A 15,266-nucleotide genomic window follows, 5' to 3' on the forward strand; every position below is an offset into this window, starting at 1 on the left:
ACCGGGAGCGCGGACGTTCGCACGACGGATTCGGGATGCTGTCACAGCATCCGTTCCAGGAAATGAGTGGTGCGGCACCCGCCCCTCGCCGAACGGGTACCGCACCTGCGCCTGATGGCGCTCGACAAGGTTAATCCGGCGGGGAAATCTGCCCTATGGGGTTGACATTTCCGAAGAGCGTCGCGTAGCGAACGGCACGCATCATGCCGTCGCCCCGTCCGCGACGAGGCGCGCGAAGCCGCTGAGCCGAGCGACCCCCTCGGGCGTATGCGGCAGATCGTCCAGCAGCCCCGGCGCGTGCACGATGTACGCCGTGTGCTTCGCGCGGGAGATCGCGACATTGAGGCGATTGCGCAGCAGGAGGAACTCGAGGCCGCGCGGCGCATCCCTTCCCGACGAGGCGGCGAGCGAGACGATCGCGACGACGGCTTCCTGACCCTGGAACCGGTCGACGGTGCCCACGGGGACCTCGCCGAACCCCGCCTCGTCGAGCACCCGCTCCACGTCGACCTGCTGCGCGTTGTACGGCGTGACGACGATGATGTCGGACTGGGCGAGCGGGCGTGCGGGCAGAACAGCGGCCGCGCCGTCGTCCGTCGAGGCGTCCGTCCAGGAGCGGCCGAGCAGATCGCGCACGAGCTCGACGACGACGGCGGCCTCTTCGGGCGACTGGGTCGCGTTGCCGTGATGCCGGATCGCCAGGGGATGGACACCCGGCGCGATCCCCTCGAGACGTCGCAGGGCCGCCGAGGGGTGCGACACGAGCTCTCCGTTGTAGGAGAGCCGCGAGACGGGCCCCGCGACCGCGGGGTGCATGCGCCACGTGCGGCCGAGGAAGTAACCGTACTCGGGCGGCACGACGTCGGCCCCGTCCATGACCCACCCGAGCGCCGACGTGTCGACGGGCTCGGGGTGCGTGCCCTGACTCACCTGCGGCAGCTGCTGCGGGTCGCCGAGGAGCAGCAGCCGAGGCGCCGCGAGCGACACGGCGATCGTCGACGCGAGCGAGAACTGCCCGGCTTCGTCGATGACGAGCAGGTCGAGACTGCCGCGCGGCACGCGCCCCTCGTGGCTGAAGTCCCACGCGGTCCCGCCCAGCACGAACCCACCCTGCTGCTCGGCGACGAACGCCGCGACGCCGTTCTTCCGGATGACGGTGAACGAGGTTCCCGTGGCCGCGGGGTCCTTGGGCGCTTTCGCGACCTGCCGCGACGGCACGCCGGCGGAAACGATGCGATCGAGCATGTTCTCGACGACGGCATGCGACTGGGCGACGACGCCGACCCGGTAGCCGTGGTCGACGACGAGGCGAGCGACCACGTGCGACCCGACGTACGTCTTGCCCGTGCCGGGTGGGCCCTGGACCGCGAGGTAGCTGCGATCGAGGTCGAGCAGGCTCCGCGCGATCGCGTCGACGTCGTCGCCGGTCGAGATCGCCAGCGCGCCGCTGCGGGTGCGCGGCGGCCGGCGGCGCAGGATGTCGGTCGCCGGGTCGTCCGGCAGGGCGGGCGCCGCGTCGAGCACCGAATCGGCCCACGCGTCGATCGCCGACTGCTGGTTGCCCGCGCGCGGGGGTGCGGCCGGAGTCAGCGCGGCCGGCAGGTCGGACCAGGTGACGCCGTCGACAGCCGTCTCCTCGACGATCGCGCCGTCGTCGAGCACCTCGACGACCGTGACGGACCGAGCCGCATGGATCCATCGCGGCGACGGCTCGTAGGGGAACGGCGCAGGCAGATCGTAGAGCGCGAACGGGTTCGAGCCCTCGGACAGGCGTGTTCCCGGGGCGAGCTCGCCGCGCAGCTCGACGAGCCGCCGCTCGCCGCCGCGGCCGCTCTCGCCGAAGTGCCAGTCTTCGACGACGCGAGAGCGCGCCGCGTCGATGACGACGATGTCGCGCGTCTCCTCCCACACCGAGATCGGCTCGCGCAGGCGCAGATAGTGCGTCGCCCAGAACGCCTTCGACTCGCGCGGGTAGTAGTCGATCGCCGCGGCGCCGAGGCGCAGCGACCTCGCGTCGAGAGAGTCGTCGGGATGCTGCGCCGCGAGGTTCGCGAGGGCGAGCGCGCGCGGCGACGGCTCGTACACCGACTCCCCCGGTTCGCGGTCGGACGCCGGCCGCAGCCCCGCCTCCTTCGCGCACTCGACGAGCCAGTCGCGCAGGCGCCGCGTCGAGACGCAGTCGTAGCGGTTGTAGTCCGCAAGATCGTCGAGGATCTCGCGCGCCGCACCCGGAGCACCGTCGTCCTGCAGAGCCCGCGCCTGCACGTAGCGCACGATCGAATCGTCGCCCTTCTGGACGTCGCTCGTCCGCACTTCCGCGCCCATGTAGAGCGGCTCGAGCTTCTTGATCGAGTACGACCGCGAGCCGACCCGGAGAGCGCGGCGCACGATCGGGTACAGGTCGACGAAGACACCGTCGCGCAGGAGCCGATCGACCTCCGCCTCGCGGGCCCCATGACGGGCCGCCATCGACAGCAGGTGCGTCGGCTCGTAAGGCGCGTAGTGGTAGATGTGCATGCCGGGATGCTGTGCGCGCCGCAGCATCACGAGGTCGATGAAGCGCTCGAGCGCCGCACGCTCTTCGGCGAAGCTGTGCGCCCACAGCGCGGAGTACTGCTCGCGGAGGTCGACGAATCCGAAGAGGTAGTCGATGCCCCACTGCACGGGATCGCCCGGCGGGGGCGTCTCGGTGTACAGCGGGTCGCCCTCGAAGTCGAAGAACAGATCGCCGAGGTCGGGTCGCGGCAGCGCGCCGAGCGCCTTGGGGTGCACGACCTCGTACGTCGGGACCGGCACGGGCGCGGTTGCGACGAGCATCGCCGTCGCCGAGCCCGCGGTCGCCGAGCCGGCGGTCACCGGACCCCCGGACGCCGCCGAACCCCCGGTCGCCGCGCTCGTCGAGGCGTCGAAGCCGGGACCCACGGGACGGTTCGACCCGTCGACGAGCTCGGGGACCGGAACCCCGAGCCCCGCGGGGCTCGCGAGCTGCAGGCGCGCCTGCGTACGCAGCGACGCGAACGTCTCGGGATTCATGCGGGGCGGAGCCGTGGATGCCTCGGCGAGCGCGTCGATCGTCTCGATGCCCCCCGACCGCAGGCGGTCGCGCTGCACGGGTCGCATGCCCGCGACGAGGAGGAGGTCGCGGTGCCGGACCACCTCGAGCTCGCAGGTCGCGCAGCGCCCGCATGCGACGACGCCGAGCTCGCCGCGGACGTCGCCCCACGCGATCTCTGGCCCGACCGCTCCGAGGTCGAGGCGCCGGTCGTCCACGAGCGCCCGGAGCCGGTCGCGCCTCAGCTCGAAGACCGGAAGCAGGTCGGACACCTCGTGCTCGCTGACCGATCCGTCGCCGAGCAGCAGCTGGACGTGGTCCGCACGAGACACGCCGAGCCGATCGAGCTGCACGACGTACGCCGCGAGCTGCATGAGCGCCGTCACGCGAGCGCGCCGCGCGAGCTTCGTGTCCTGCACGATCCAGCGCCTCGGCTGATCAGGCGCGCTCTGGGGCTCTCGGACGAGGAAGTCGGCGAACCCGACGAACTCGTCGGTCGCGAATGCCGCCTGATAGACGACCTCGACCGAGTCCGACGCCAGAGCCGCGTTCGTGAGAGCCACCGCGTCGGCGAGGGCGACAGCATCCGTCGATCGCGTCTCGGGGATCTCGACGACGCCGTCGCCGTAGGCGGACCGATACTCCGCGAGGACCCGTCGCTCGTGCTCGCCCCCGAGCCGGCCGGCGCGCTCGAGGGTCGCGTCCTCGGGCTCCTCGACCGCCGGGACGCGCCCGAGTCGGGCATCGATCGCCCGCAGCCAGGCGAACTCGCACTCTGCGGCGGCTTTGAGGTCGCTCGCGCTCCACACGATCCGGCCTTCGTCCTCGATGTATCGCATATCCGCCTTTCGCTCCTCGACCCTAGCCGCGGCATCCGACACTCCCCCGCAGTGTTCTCGGTCGTTGAGCGAGGGAGCGAAGCGACGGAGACGGAACGCACCGAAACAACGGGCAGCGCAGGTTCGGGGCGTTTCGTCTCGCTTCGCTCGCTCAACGACCGGGTTCCGCGCGAGTCTCCTGACAGACTGGGCGCATGAGCCTCCCGTTCGAGAGCGCGTACCGTCACGGCTTCGCACGCATCGCGGCGTGCACGATCCCGATCGCGATCGCCGATCCCGCAGCCAACGCCGACGCGGTGCTCGCGACCGCGCGCGAATGCGATGCGGATGCCGTCGCCGTGGCGGTCTTCCCCGAGCTGTGCCTCACGGGCTACTCGATCGAAGACCTCGTGATGCAGGATGCTGTGCTCGACGCCGTCGTGGCGTCCATCGAGCGGCTGGTCGAGGCATCCGTCGATCTCTTCCCCGTGCTCGTCGTCGGCGCGCCGCTGCGCCACGCGAACCGCCTCTACAACTGCGCCGTCGTGATCCATCGCGGCGAGCTGCTGGGCGTCGTCCCGAAGTCGTACCTGCCGACGTACCGTGAGTTCTACGAGCGCCGGTGGTACGCGCCCGGCGACGACCAGGCCGGGCAGGACATCCGCGTCGGAGCCTACGAGGCGCCCTTCGGCCCCGACCTCCTGTTCGAGGCGCTCGACGTGCCGGCGCTCGTCGTCCACGCCGAGGTGTGCGAGGACGTGTGGGTGCCGATCCCGCCCTCGTCGTCGGCCGCGCTCGCGGGCGCCACCGTCCTGCTCAATCTGAGCGGCAGCCCCATCACGATCGCGCGCGCCGAAGACCGCAAGGACCTGTGCCAGTCGCAGTCGCTGCGGTGCCTCGCAGCGTACGCGTACGCGGCGGCGGGTGCCGGCGAGTCGACGAACGACGTGTCGTGGGACGGCCAGACCATGATCTTCGAGGGCGGCCAGCTGCTCGACGAGACCGAGCGCTTCCCCGACGGACCGCGCCGCAGCGTCGCCGACGTCGACCTCGACCGGCTGCGCCAGGACCGCATCCGCCAGGGCACGTTCGACGACAACCGCCGCACGCACGACCCGTTCTTCCGCGTCGTGCACTTCGAGCTCGATCCGCCTGCGCGCGACATCGGACTGCGCCGTGCGCTCGACCGCTACCCCTTCGTGCCCGACGACCCCGCGCGGCTCGCGCTCGACTGCTACGAGGCCTTCAACATCCAGGTGTCGGGGCTCATCCAGCGCATGACCGCGATCGGCGGCCCGAAGCCCGTCATCGGAGTGAGCGGCGGTCTCGACTCGACGCACGCCCTCCTCGTCGTCGCGCGCGCGATGGACCGCATGGGGCGTCCGCGCAGCGACATCCTCGCGTACACGATGCCCGGGTTCGCGACGAGCGAGCACACGAAGTCGAACGCCATCGCCCTCGCAGAGACGATCGGCGCGACGATCGAGACGATCGACATCCGCCCGCTCGCGACCGAGATGCTGGAGCGCATCGGCCACCCCTTCGCGGACGGCGAGCCCGTCCACGACATCACGTTCGAGAACGTGCAGGCGGGCCTGCGGACGGACTACCTCTTCCGGCTCGCCAACCACCACGGCGGCATGGTGATCGGCACGTCCGATCTGTCGGAGCTCGCGCTCGGCTGGGCCACCTACGGCGTCGGAGACCACATGAGCCACTACGCCGTGAATGCCGGCATCCCGAAGACGCTCATCCAGCACGTCATCCGGTGGGTCATCGCGCAGGAGGGACACGAAGGCGGTTCGACCGATCTCAGCGAGCGCGCCCGCGAAGTGCTGCAGTCGGTCCTCGACACCGAGATCAGCCCCGAGCTCGTCCCGGCCGGGCAGGACGGCAGGATGCAGTCGACGGAGGACCGCATCGGCCCGTACGCCCTGCACGACTTCGCGCTGTACTGGATCCTCCGCTTCGGCATGCGGCCGTCGAAGATCGCCTTCGTCGCCGAGCACGCGTGGCGGGATCCGGATGCCGGCGCCTGGCCCCCCGGATTCCCCGACGAGGACCGCTACGCGTACGACCTTCCGACGATCGCCAAGTGGCTCCGGGTGTTCCTCAAGCGGTACTTCGCATTCGCGCAGTTCAAGCGGTCCGCGATCCCGAACGGCCCGAAGGTCTCGCCCGCGGGCTCGCTGTCGCCGCGCGGAGACTGGCGCGCGCCGTCGGACGGCAACGCCCGCACCTGGCTCGCCGAGCTGGATGCGGCACTGCCGGAGTACGCGCCGAGGTCCTGACGCGCGCCACGGGAGGCGCTGTCCCCTTCGGGAGGGCCGGATCACAGCATCCGACCTCACGAAGAGGACAAGACCTCCCGTTCGGGGCGGCCGCTCAGTCCTCGTTCGAGTACGCCAGCGTGATGATCCAGCCGTCGCGCGAGAGGTCCAGCAGCGAGTAGTGCACGGGGCGGTCGGGGATCCAGCCCTTGTGCTTGGACAGGTCGAGGCGCACGTACTCGGCCTTCATGCGCACGCCGCGGCCGTCCGCCTCGCGCACGGCCTGCACCTTCGTCCAGTGCGAGAGCAGCGAGTCGAGGTTCTCGACGTCGAAGATGCGGGAGTGGCGCTTCATCTCGGCGAGCGTCGCCTCGTCGGGGTGCGCGTCGCGGAGGTCGATGCCCAGGCGCACGCCGTCGTCGGCGATCGCGGCGACGGTCGCCGCGCGGAAGCTCGCGGTGCGGATCTCGATGGGCAGCTCCTGCCCGTCGATCTCGGCGAACAGCTGCGTGTGGAAGCCGAACTGCGCGGGCGCCTCGCGGTCGATGCGGACCGCCTTCTCCTCGACCTTCATGCGCGCTGCGACGAGCTGACGAGCGAGGATGCGCTTGCGGTCGTGCTCGGTGACCTTCGGATCCCAGCCCAGGCGGGCGCCGATTCCGGCCGGAGTGTCGAGCAGAACGGATTCCATGTGCGAGACCTCTTCCTGCGGAGCGAGCCGCACTTTCATACTGGCCCATCGCACCGCACCCTGCACTCTGATTGCCTCGGTGTCGTGCGAGCCACGGGGCGCGCCGTGACGTCAAGGCCCCTCGCAGGGCCGCAGGCCGGTGCCAGACTGAGCCTCATGGCGGAGCGCGCGACGGTCGTCGGCAGCGGGCCGAACGGGCTCGCAGCGGCCGTCGCGCTCGCCCGCGCGGGCTACCAGGTGCGGGTGCTCGAGGCGTCCGCCATGATCGGCGGCGGCACGCGCACGGCCGAACTGACCCTCCCGGGATTCCGCCACGACATCGGCTCCGCCATCCACCCCGCCGCGCTCTCGTCGCCGTTCTTCCGCGCCTTCGGCTTGAGGGAGCGGATCGAGTGGATCGTGCCCGAAGCGGCGTTCGCCCAGCCCCTCGACCCCGTGACGTCCGGCGGCGACGCCCGGGCCGCCATCGCATGGCACGATCTCGAGCGGACCGCCGCGGGACTGGGACGGGATGCTGGAGCCTGGCGCGCCGTCGTGCGCCCGCTCTCCCGGCACCTCGACGGGGTCGTCGACTTCACCGGGCATCAGCTTCTCCGCGTGCCGCGGCATCCCGTGACCACGGTGCGCTTCGGCCTCCGCGCGCTCGAGCTGGGCAGCCCGCTCAGCCGTCGGACATTCCGCACGGAGGAAGGCGCCGCCCTCTTCACGGGCGTCGCCGCGCACGCCAACGCGCCGCTGCCGACGGTCGCTGCCGCCGGCCCTGCGCTGTTCCTCCTCGCGCACGTCCACGCGGGCGACGGGTGGGCATACCCGCGCGGAGGCGCCCAGGCGATCGCGGACATCCTCGTCGCCGATCTCCGCGAGCACGGCGGCGTCGTGGAGACCGGCGCGCGGGTGACCGATCTCCGAGGTCTCGACTGGGGCGATCCCGCTGCGGGCGACGTCCTGCTGCTGGACACCTCGCCACGCCTCGTCCTCACGCACCCCGGCATCCCGCCCGCGTACGCGCGTGCCCTCCGCCGGTACCGCTACGGGCCGGCCGCCGCGAAGGTCGACTTCGCCCTCGACGGCCCCGTGCCGTGGGCGCATCCCGATGTCGCACTCGCCCCCACCGTGCACGTGGGCGGGACGCGCGACGAGGTCGAGGCGAGCGAGAACGCCGTCGCGAAGGGGCGGGTCAGCGAGCGGCCCTACGTGCTGGTCGTGCAGCCCTCGGTCCTCGACCCCACGCGCGCACCCGAGGGCAAGCACGTGCTGTGGGCGTACATCCACGTGCCGTCCGGCTCGACCCTGGACCCGACCGAGCTCGTGACGCGGCAGGTGGAGCGGTTCGCCCCGGGGTTCCGCGAGCGGATCCTCGCCTCAACGGCCATGCCGGCGGCTCACCGCGAGGCGTTCAACCCGGCCGACATCGGCGGCGACATCCTGGGCGGGGCGCTCTCGCTCGTCCAGGCGGTGCGTCGGCCCGTCCTCTCCCGGGCGCCGTGGCGCACGCCGATGCCCGGCGTCTACCTCGCCTCGGCCTCGACCCCGCCCGGCCCCGGCGTCACGGCGATGCCGGGGTGGTACGCCGCCCGTCAGGCGCTCTCCGACAACGCGGGGGTCGGCGTCGAGCTGGACGACCTCTTCGGCTGACGCCATGGACGGGTTCGCGGCTGTCGACTTCGAGTTCGCTCGGCAGGTGCTTCAGCGCGGGATCGGCATCCTGTATCTCATCGCCTTCGTGTCGACCCTCAACCAGTTCCGGCCGCTGCTGGGCGAGCGCGGCCTCCTCCCAGCCCCCGAGCTTCTGGCGTGGGCGAAGGCGCGGTCCCGGTGGCCCCTGCGCCCGACTCTCTTCCGGTACGCGCGGTACACCGACGGCCGGCTCGTCGCGCTGTGCATCGCGGGGATCGTGGTGGCGGCCGCGCTCGCGGTCGGCGTGCCCCAGCTGGGGCCGCCCTGGGTGCCCATGCTGTGCTTCCTCGTGCTGTGGCTCGCCTACATGTCCGTCGTGTCGATCGGCCAGACCTTCTACGGCTTCGGGTGGGAGATGCTGCTCCTGGAAGCCGGCTTCCTCGCCGCCTTCCTCGGATCGGACGACCAGCCGCCCGCGACCGCCGTCATCGTGCTGTTCTGGTGGCTCCTGTTCCGGCTCGAGTTCGGTGCGGGGATGATCAAGATCCGCGGCGGGCGCGAATGGCGAGACCTCACGGCGCTCACCTTCCACCACGAGACGCAGCCCATGCCGGGGCCGCTCAGCCGGCAGGCCCACCTGCTCCCGCGGTGGTTCCACAAGGGCGAGGTCATCGGCAACCACTTCGCGCAGCTGGTCGTGCCGTGGTTCCTGTTCGCGCCCATCGTGGGGCTGTTCGTACCGGGCCCGGTCCCGGCCATCGTCGGTGCCGTCGCGGCGGGGCTCGTCATCGCGACGCAGCTGTGGCTCGTCCTGACCGGCAACTTCGCGTGGCTCAACTGGGCCACGATCGTCATCGCCTTCTCGGCGGTCGGCGTTCCGGGCATCGGGGCGCCGTCGCGGCCTGCCGTGAGCGATCCGCCGTGGCTGGTGGACAGCATCCCGCTCCCGTGGCTCGTCGTGACGAGCGCCGTCGCCGTGCTGTACCTCGTCATCAGCTGGCCCGCCGCCCGCAACCTCGCGGCGCACCGGCAGCTCATGAACGCGAGCTTCAACCGCTGGCAGCTCGCGAACGCCTACGGTGCGTTCGGCACCGTGACCAAGCGCCGCATCGAGTACGTCGTCGAGGGCAGCTCCGGCGGCGCGGGCGACGATGCCGACTGGCGCGAGTACGAGTTCAAGGGCAAGCCCGGCGACGTGCGGCGCGTTCCGCGACAGTGGGCGCCCTACCACCTCCGGCTCGACTGGCTCATGTGGTTCCTGCCGCTCGGCCGGTCGCTCGACGACTGGTTCACCGCGTTCCTCGGCAAGCTGCTGGAAGCGGATGCCGCGACCCTCGCGCTGCTCGCGAGGGATCCGTTCCCCGGCGAGCGGCCGGAGTGGGTGCGCGTCGTGTCGTACCGCTATCGCTTCGCGACCCGCGAGGAGTTCCGGTCGACGAGGCAGCGATGGATGCGCGAGGACCGGAGAGTGCTCGTGCGACCGGTGCGCCTGCCGAGGTGAACCGGCCGGCGCACGGGTCGACGCCTATGTGGCGCGGGCTACGACGCCCACTGCGTCTTGGGCCAGGTGACCGCGGCGATCGCCGCCTGACCGGTGACCGACGGGTGGAAGTAGTCGCGCGTCGAGATGTGCGCCTTCGTGAACGCGAAGCTGTACAGAGCGCCCTGGTCGTACCGGCAGGTCGCGAACTCGGCGCAGACCCTCTGCAGGATGGCGTTGTAGTCGATGACCCGCTGCTGGACGGCAGCGCGGCGTGCGACGTCGGCGGACCTCGTGCTCGTCGGACTGGCCAGGAGCGACTGGCAGAGCCCCAGGAGCGCCCAGGTGAGCCGCGCGCTCGCGCTGCCCTTGTTGACCTCGTACATCAGCATGAGGTTCGGGACGCTCGCGATGAAGATCTGCCGCTGGGCGCCGTTCGCCGTGAGCGTCTGCAGGCTCGTCCGGATGTTGGTCTCGAACGTCCCGGTGGACGTCATGGCGCTGACGGTCCTCGTGCAGGCGTCGTTCGCGCCGATCTCAATCGTGACGTAGCCGGCGTTCTGGGTCACGGCCTTCTGCGCCTGCGCGAGCAGACCGCTCGAGTTCGCCGAGGTCGCGGCATTGGTGTGCACCGTGAGCGGTTGGCCGGGATACGCGGCACGCAGTCGGGACGCGTGGGAGACGACAGTCGTCGACGTGCCCGTCGACCAGCTGTTGGAAGCACACGTCGTGAGGCTCGAGCAGGTCATGATCGCCTGAGTCATGGAGTCGCCGAGACCCGCCATGACGGCCGGTGGCGCGGGTGCCGCATTGGCTGCGGAACCTCCGAAGACTGCGGTCGTCGCGACGACGACGCCCGCCACGAATCCGGCCAGGACGCGACGCGTCCGAGGATATGCGTTCATGCGATCCCCTCCACTCTGAGGCGGCGAGGGCCGCGCGGACCGTACGGGAACGCGTACTCCCCCGTGCTTTCGGGCGACCGATGCCCCCAGGCGCCGGTCATGGCGCAAACCCTATACCGGTGGGAACGGTGCCACAACGGCGAACCCGGCCGTCTGGCTGATGACGCTCGGACCTCGCGGCGTCGCGGAGACCACGAGCTGCGCGGGCAGCTGCTCCTTCATCGCCTCGACGTGGCTGATGAGGCCGACGGTGCGACCACCCTGGCGGAGCTCGTCGAGCGTGCGCATCGCGAGGTCGAGGGTGTCGGCGTCGAGCGACCCGAAGCCCTCGTCGATGAACAGAGTGTCGAGGCGGATGCCGCCGGCGCGCGCCGTCACGACCTCGGCCAGCCCCAGCGCGAGGGCGAGCGACGCCAGGAACGTCTCGCCGCCAGAGAGCGACTGCGCGGAGCGGGTGCGGCCCGTGTAGGCGTCGAGGACCTCGAGCCCCAGCCCCGACGCGACCCTCCGCGCGCCGACGGCGTCGGTGTGCTGCAATCGGTAGCGACCGGCCGACATCGAGCCGAGGCGGAGGTTCGCGGCATCCACGATCTCTTCGAGCTCGGCGGCCAGGACGAACGTCTCGAGGTCCATGCGGCTGTCCGTCCGTCCCGCGACGGCGTTCGCCAGCCCCGCGACGATCTCGTACTCGGCCGTGCGCTCCGCCGCGGCGCCGTGCGCCTGGCCGGTTCGGGATGCTGCTTCGGCGAGCTGGGTCGCGATCTCGGCGTCGCGAGCCGCCGTCGAGATCGCGTCCTTCCAGCGATCGCGGGCGGCCGAGGCCTCGGCCTCGGCCGCGGCGAGGTCCACGAGCTCCTCGGGCGCACCGGCGAGCTCGCTCTCGAGGTCGAAGAGCCGCTTGCGCTCTCCGGCGAAGTCTGCGTCGAACTGCTGCACGGCAGCCGCGAGCACCGACTGCGCGCCGGCGTCCAGCAGCGCGGCGGATGCTTCCGCGACCGTCGAGAACGACGACTCGTCGATCCGCCGGTCTCGGTCCGCGCCCGCCTCTGTCGCGACGGCTTCGAGGCGCACCGTTTCGTCGACCGCATCGGCGAGCTCGCGCGCGAGCGTGCGGCGGCGCCGGGCGTCGGCGATCCGCTCGGCGACCGCGGCGAACGGCCCGCGCGCGGCCTCGACGGCGGCGCGTGCTCCGGCGACCTCCTGCGTCGCCGCCGCGCGGCTCTCGCCGGCAGCGACGAGCCGCGCCGTGAGCCGGTCTCCCTCCTTCGCCGTTGCGGCGTCGGCCTCGCGCAGCTCCTGCAGCTCCTTCTTGAGCCGGCCGATCGCAGCAGCCGCGTCGATGGCCGTCTTGAGGGCCGCCTCGGCAGAGGCATGATCCCCCGAGAGCTTGTCGACGGCCTCGCCGCCGGCCCGCGCGGAGGACTCCTGGTGCGCCGCGCGGGCGTCGCGGGCGCGCTCGGATGCCACGCGGGCCGCGTCCGCGGCGGCCTCTTGCGCGGTCTCCGCGGCCGCGATCACATCGTCGGTGACGGGTTCATCCGACGCGGATGCGGGATGCGGGTGCTCCGCCGACCCGCACACGGGGCACGGCTCGCCGTCGGCGAGTGCGCCCGCGAGCTCGCCCGCGTACCCGTCGAGACGACGCTGGAGAAGCGTGCGGACGGTGCGCGAGGCAGCCTCCAGGGCTTCCGCCGCGACGAGGTGCGAGACATCCGCGTCCTGAACCCGCCGCGCGAGCCGCTCGGCTTCGCGAGCGGCCTCGAGCCGTCGCTTCACGTCCGCGAGGGCGTCGCGAGCGGGATCGACAGGCGCCGCCGACGATTCGGCGGCCGCGAGCTCGGGTTCGAGTGCGGCCCGTCGTGCCGCGCGGTCCTCGGCCTCGGCTGCGAGGTGGCGAACGGCTTCTTCGATCGCCTGCACGGCTCGCTCCGCGCGAGCGCGCGCGTCGTCGAGGCCGGGGAGCGAACGCTCGAGGTCGGCGGCCTTCGCCCAGACCGCGAGGTCGCCGGAGAGCGCATCGATGAGGTCGCGGAGTTCGCCGGACTCGGCATCCTGCTCCCCCGCCTCCACCCACGCCGCGCGAGCCGACTGCTCGGTCGCGAGCGCTCTGTCCGCGGCCGCGCGGGCGCGCGCAGCGGACTCGATCGGCCCGCGGAGGAGCTCCGCCGACCGTGCGCGATCGAGTGCGCGCCGGTCATCGGCGATGGCAGGCTCACGGCGCTCCAGGATCGCGAGCGCGGCTCGTGACGCGACCCGCTCCTCCTGCCGGCGTCGGAGGGCACTCAGTGCGCCGTAGTCGGCGAGCGCGGCGTCATGGGCCGCGTGGGCCACGCCGAGCAGCCGGGCCGACTCGTCGGCGCGATACCGGGCGCGCGGAACGGCTCGGTCGACGGCGTCGAGGCGGTCGGCGGTCGCCGCAGGGGACGCCTCGTCGTCGGATTGCCCCGCGAGATCGTTGTCGGCGACGATCCGCTCGGCGTGTGCGAGCAGCGCCTCGAGCATGGCCCCGTCGGCCTCGAGCTCCTGGTGCGCGACGCGCCTGCGCTGCTCGAAGGCCTGCTCGTACTCCTCGTAGCGGCGCGTGCCGAAGAGCGTGCGCAGCAGCGCCTGCCGGTCGTCGTTCTTCGCCAGGAGGAACTCCGCGAACCGGTTCTGCGCGAGCAGGATCACCTGCTGGAACTGGTCTCGCGTGAGCCCCAGGATGCCGTCGAGCAGTTCGGCGGCCTCGCGGTGCTTCGCCGCGCGGCCGATCCACGCGTCGGCGACGAGCTGCTCGACGAGCACGGACGACTTCTGGACCGTCGTCCCCTCGCCGCGGGCCTTCGGCCGCTCGTACTCGGGGGTTCGCGTGAGCCGCCAGCGACCGCCCGCCGTGGAGAACTCGAGGCGCACCTCGGTCGACTCGTCGGGGTCTGCGTGGTCGCTGCGCAGCCCGCGGTCGCCGCCGTCGTACCGGGGAACCGTCCCGTAGAGGGCGTAGCAGACGCCGTCGAGGATGCTCGACTTGCCCGCACCCGTCCGCCCGGAGATGAGGAAGAGCCCGTCGGCGTCGAACGCCTCGAAGTCGACGGTCTGACGCTCGCGGAACGGCCCGAAGGCCTGCAGTTCGAGGCGGTGCAGCTTCACGCCGGCGCCTCCGCCTTCTCGACCGCTCCCTCGACGCCGGCGGGCACGGCCGCGGCGTGGTCGGCGATCACTTCGCGGATGATCTCGCCCTCGCGCGGCGACGCCCCGACGCCGTTGCGCACGTGCGCGAGGAACGCGTCCACGAGGTCGTGGTCGTCCTTCGCCGTGCGCACGCGCGCGGCGTAGGTGAGCCCGTCGGGAACGCTCACGACGCCCGGGGCATGCGCGACCGTCGCGCAGAACGGGAAGCGCTGCTGCAGGCGTCGCATGGGGTCGCGCTGCGGCGCGGCATCCGTGTACCGCGCGCTCACCCAGGCGTCCTCGTCGGCAGCGAAACGGGGATCGGTGAGCAGCTCGTCGAGCGTGCCCTCGAGGTTCACGAGCCGGCGCGGGACGGGGAGGTCGAGCCATTCCGTGCTCGCGAAACCCTCGGCATCCAGTTCGACGATCCACGACCCGCGCGGCTTGCCGGCCTCGCCGAAGCTGTAGTGCAGGGGCGCGCCGGCATAGCGCACCGTCTCGGAGAGCCGCTGATGCCCGTGGATGTGCCCCAGCGCCATGTAGTCCGGACGATCGAGGGTCGACAGCGGCACGATGTCGAGACCGCCCTGCTGGATGTCGCGCTCGACGCCGGGCGTCGGCACGACGTCGCCCGCGAAGCAGTGTGCGATCGCGACCGAGCGGCCGCCCCGCTCGTCCAGATCGGCCTCGATGAGCGCCATCGCATGCGCGAGAGCCTGTGCCTGCGTCCGCAGCTCGACTCCGTCCCACAGGTGTCGCACGAGCGCCGGTTCGAGGTACGGGATGCCGTAGAAGTGGACCGGCCCGTGCTCGTCGTCGATCGTGATGGGCGTGCCGACGGAGAGCGGATCCGTCACGACGTGGATGCCGTCGCGCAGAAGCGCGGACTGGAAGCCGAGCCGCGCGGCCGAGTCGTGATTGCCGCTCGTCACGACGACGTGAGCCCCCGCGTCGGCGAGCCCGCGGAGCGCGTCGGACAGCAGCGTGTAGCAGGCCGCCGCGGGCACAGCGGAGTCGAACACGTCGCCTGCGACGATGACGACGTCGACGTCGCGCTCGCGGACCTGCGCGGTCATCGCATCGAGCACGCCGCGGAGCGCATCGAGCGTCGCGTGACCGTGGAAGGTCCGCCCGATGTGCCAGTCCGAGGTGTGCAGGATCCGCATGCCACTCACGGTATGCGGGCCTTCCGACATCCCGGCCGAGGCGGGCGGGCGGTTCGCCGAGTGCGATCCGTTCGGACCGATCGGATGCTGTGACGCACAGCATCCGATCCGCTTGCGCGC

8 protein-coding genes are annotated in these 15,266 nt (G+C 71.9%); 3 read left to right on the forward strand and 5 right to left on the reverse strand.

All coding sequences use genetic code 11. From position 1 onward, the window contains the following. Nucleotides 1–201: 201 nt before the first annotated feature. Nucleotides 202–3,891 (reverse strand): TM0106 family RecB-like putative nuclease, encoded by a 3,690-nt coding sequence (locus tag ABZ477_RS06120; protein ID WP_360129421.1) that lies wholly within the window; start codon nucleotides 3,889–3,891, stop codon nucleotides 202–204. Nucleotides 3,892–4,085: 194 nt separating this feature from the next. On the opposite strand from ABZ477_RS06120, the gene ABZ477_RS06125 reads away from it, so the two are divergent. Further along, on the forward strand, nucleotides 4,086–6,161 hold the full coding sequence (locus ABZ477_RS06125; protein ID WP_360129424.1) for an NAD(+) synthase: 2,076 nt from the start codon (nucleotides 4,086–4,088) through the stop codon (nucleotides 6,159–6,161). Nucleotides 6,162–6,255: 94 nt separating this feature from the next. On the opposite strand, the gene ABZ477_RS06130 is transcribed toward ABZ477_RS06125, so the two are convergent. Next, nucleotides 6,256–6,831, reverse strand: coding sequence for a hypothetical protein (locus ABZ477_RS06130; RefSeq protein WP_360129427.1), 576 nt, complete (start codon nucleotides 6,829–6,831; stop codon nucleotides 6,256–6,258). Nucleotides 6,832–6,987: 156 nt separating this feature from the next. Between ABZ477_RS06130 and ABZ477_RS06135 the strand changes: the two genes are divergently transcribed. Beyond that, complete coding sequence (locus ABZ477_RS06135; protein WP_360129430.1) at nucleotides 6,988–8,466, forward strand: NAD(P)/FAD-dependent oxidoreductase; 1,479 nt, start codon at nucleotides 6,988–6,990, stop codon at nucleotides 8,464–8,466. A gap of 4 nt (nucleotides 8,467–8,470) precedes the next feature. Then, entirely contained in the window at nucleotides 8,471–9,949 is a 1,479-nt protein-coding gene (locus ABZ477_RS06140) for a lipase maturation factor family protein (RefSeq protein WP_360129433.1), read from the forward strand. Between the two features lie 38 nt (nucleotides 9,950–9,987). Here ABZ477_RS06140 and ABZ477_RS06145 read toward each other — a convergent pair whose 3' ends face one another. The 3 genes from ABZ477_RS06145 to ABZ477_RS06155 all read right to left on the reverse strand — a co-directional run bounded on the left by ABZ477_RS06145 (nucleotide 9,988) and on the right by ABZ477_RS06155 (nucleotide 15,146). Next, nucleotides 9,988–10,833, reverse strand: coding sequence for an SGNH/GDSL hydrolase family protein (locus ABZ477_RS06145; protein ID WP_360129436.1), 846 nt, complete (start codon nucleotides 10,831–10,833; stop codon nucleotides 9,988–9,990). Nucleotides 10,834–10,944: 111 nt separating this feature from the next. Further along, nucleotides 10,945–13,959 carry an SMC family ATPase gene (locus ABZ477_RS06150; protein WP_360129439.1) on the reverse strand — a complete coding sequence of 1,005 codons (3,015 nt, stop codon included), beginning with the start codon at nucleotides 13,957–13,959 and terminating at the stop codon, nucleotides 10,945–10,947. Beyond that, nucleotides 13,956–15,146, reverse strand: coding sequence for an exonuclease SbcCD subunit D (locus tag ABZ477_RS06155; RefSeq protein WP_360129442.1), 1,191 nt, complete (start codon nucleotides 15,144–15,146; stop codon nucleotides 13,956–13,958). Before ABZ477_RS06155 ends, ABZ477_RS06150 begins: the two co-directional genes overlap by 4 nt. Nucleotides 15,147–15,266 lie beyond the last annotated feature (120 nt).

Origin of the sequence: Microbacterium sp. NPDC019599, assembly GCF_040632175.1 — a bacterium.
Lineage (GTDB): Bacteria > Actinomycetota > Actinomycetes > Actinomycetales > Microbacteriaceae > Microbacterium.

What these genes read in the sequence shown, in the direction of transcription:
- ABZ477_RS06120 (WP_360129421.1), bottom strand. Translation starts at nt 3,891, where the DNA reads ATGCGATACATCGAGGACGAAGGCCGGATCGTGTGGAGCGCGAGCGAC.
- ABZ477_RS06125 (WP_360129424.1), top strand. Translation starts at nt 4,086, where the DNA reads ATGAGCCTCCCGTTCGAGAGCGCGTACCGTCACGGCTTCGCACGCATC.
- ABZ477_RS06130 (WP_360129427.1), bottom strand. Translation starts at nt 6,831, where the DNA reads ATGGAATCCGTTCTGCTCGACACTCCGGCCGGAATCGGCGCCCGCCTG.
- ABZ477_RS06135 (WP_360129430.1), top strand. Translation starts at nt 6,988, where the DNA reads ATGGCGGAGCGCGCGACGGTCGTCGGCAGCGGGCCGAACGGGCTCGCA.
- ABZ477_RS06140 (WP_360129433.1), top strand. Translation starts at nt 8,471, where the DNA reads ATGGACGGGTTCGCGGCTGTCGACTTCGAGTTCGCTCGGCAGGTGCTT.
- ABZ477_RS06145 (WP_360129436.1), bottom strand. Translation starts at nt 10,833, where the DNA reads ATGAACGCATATCCTCGGACGCGTCGCGTCCTGGCCGGATTCGTGGCG.
- ABZ477_RS06155 (WP_360129442.1), bottom strand. Translation starts at nt 15,146, where the DNA reads ATGCGGATCCTGCACACCTCGGACTGGCACATCGGGCGGACCTTCCAC.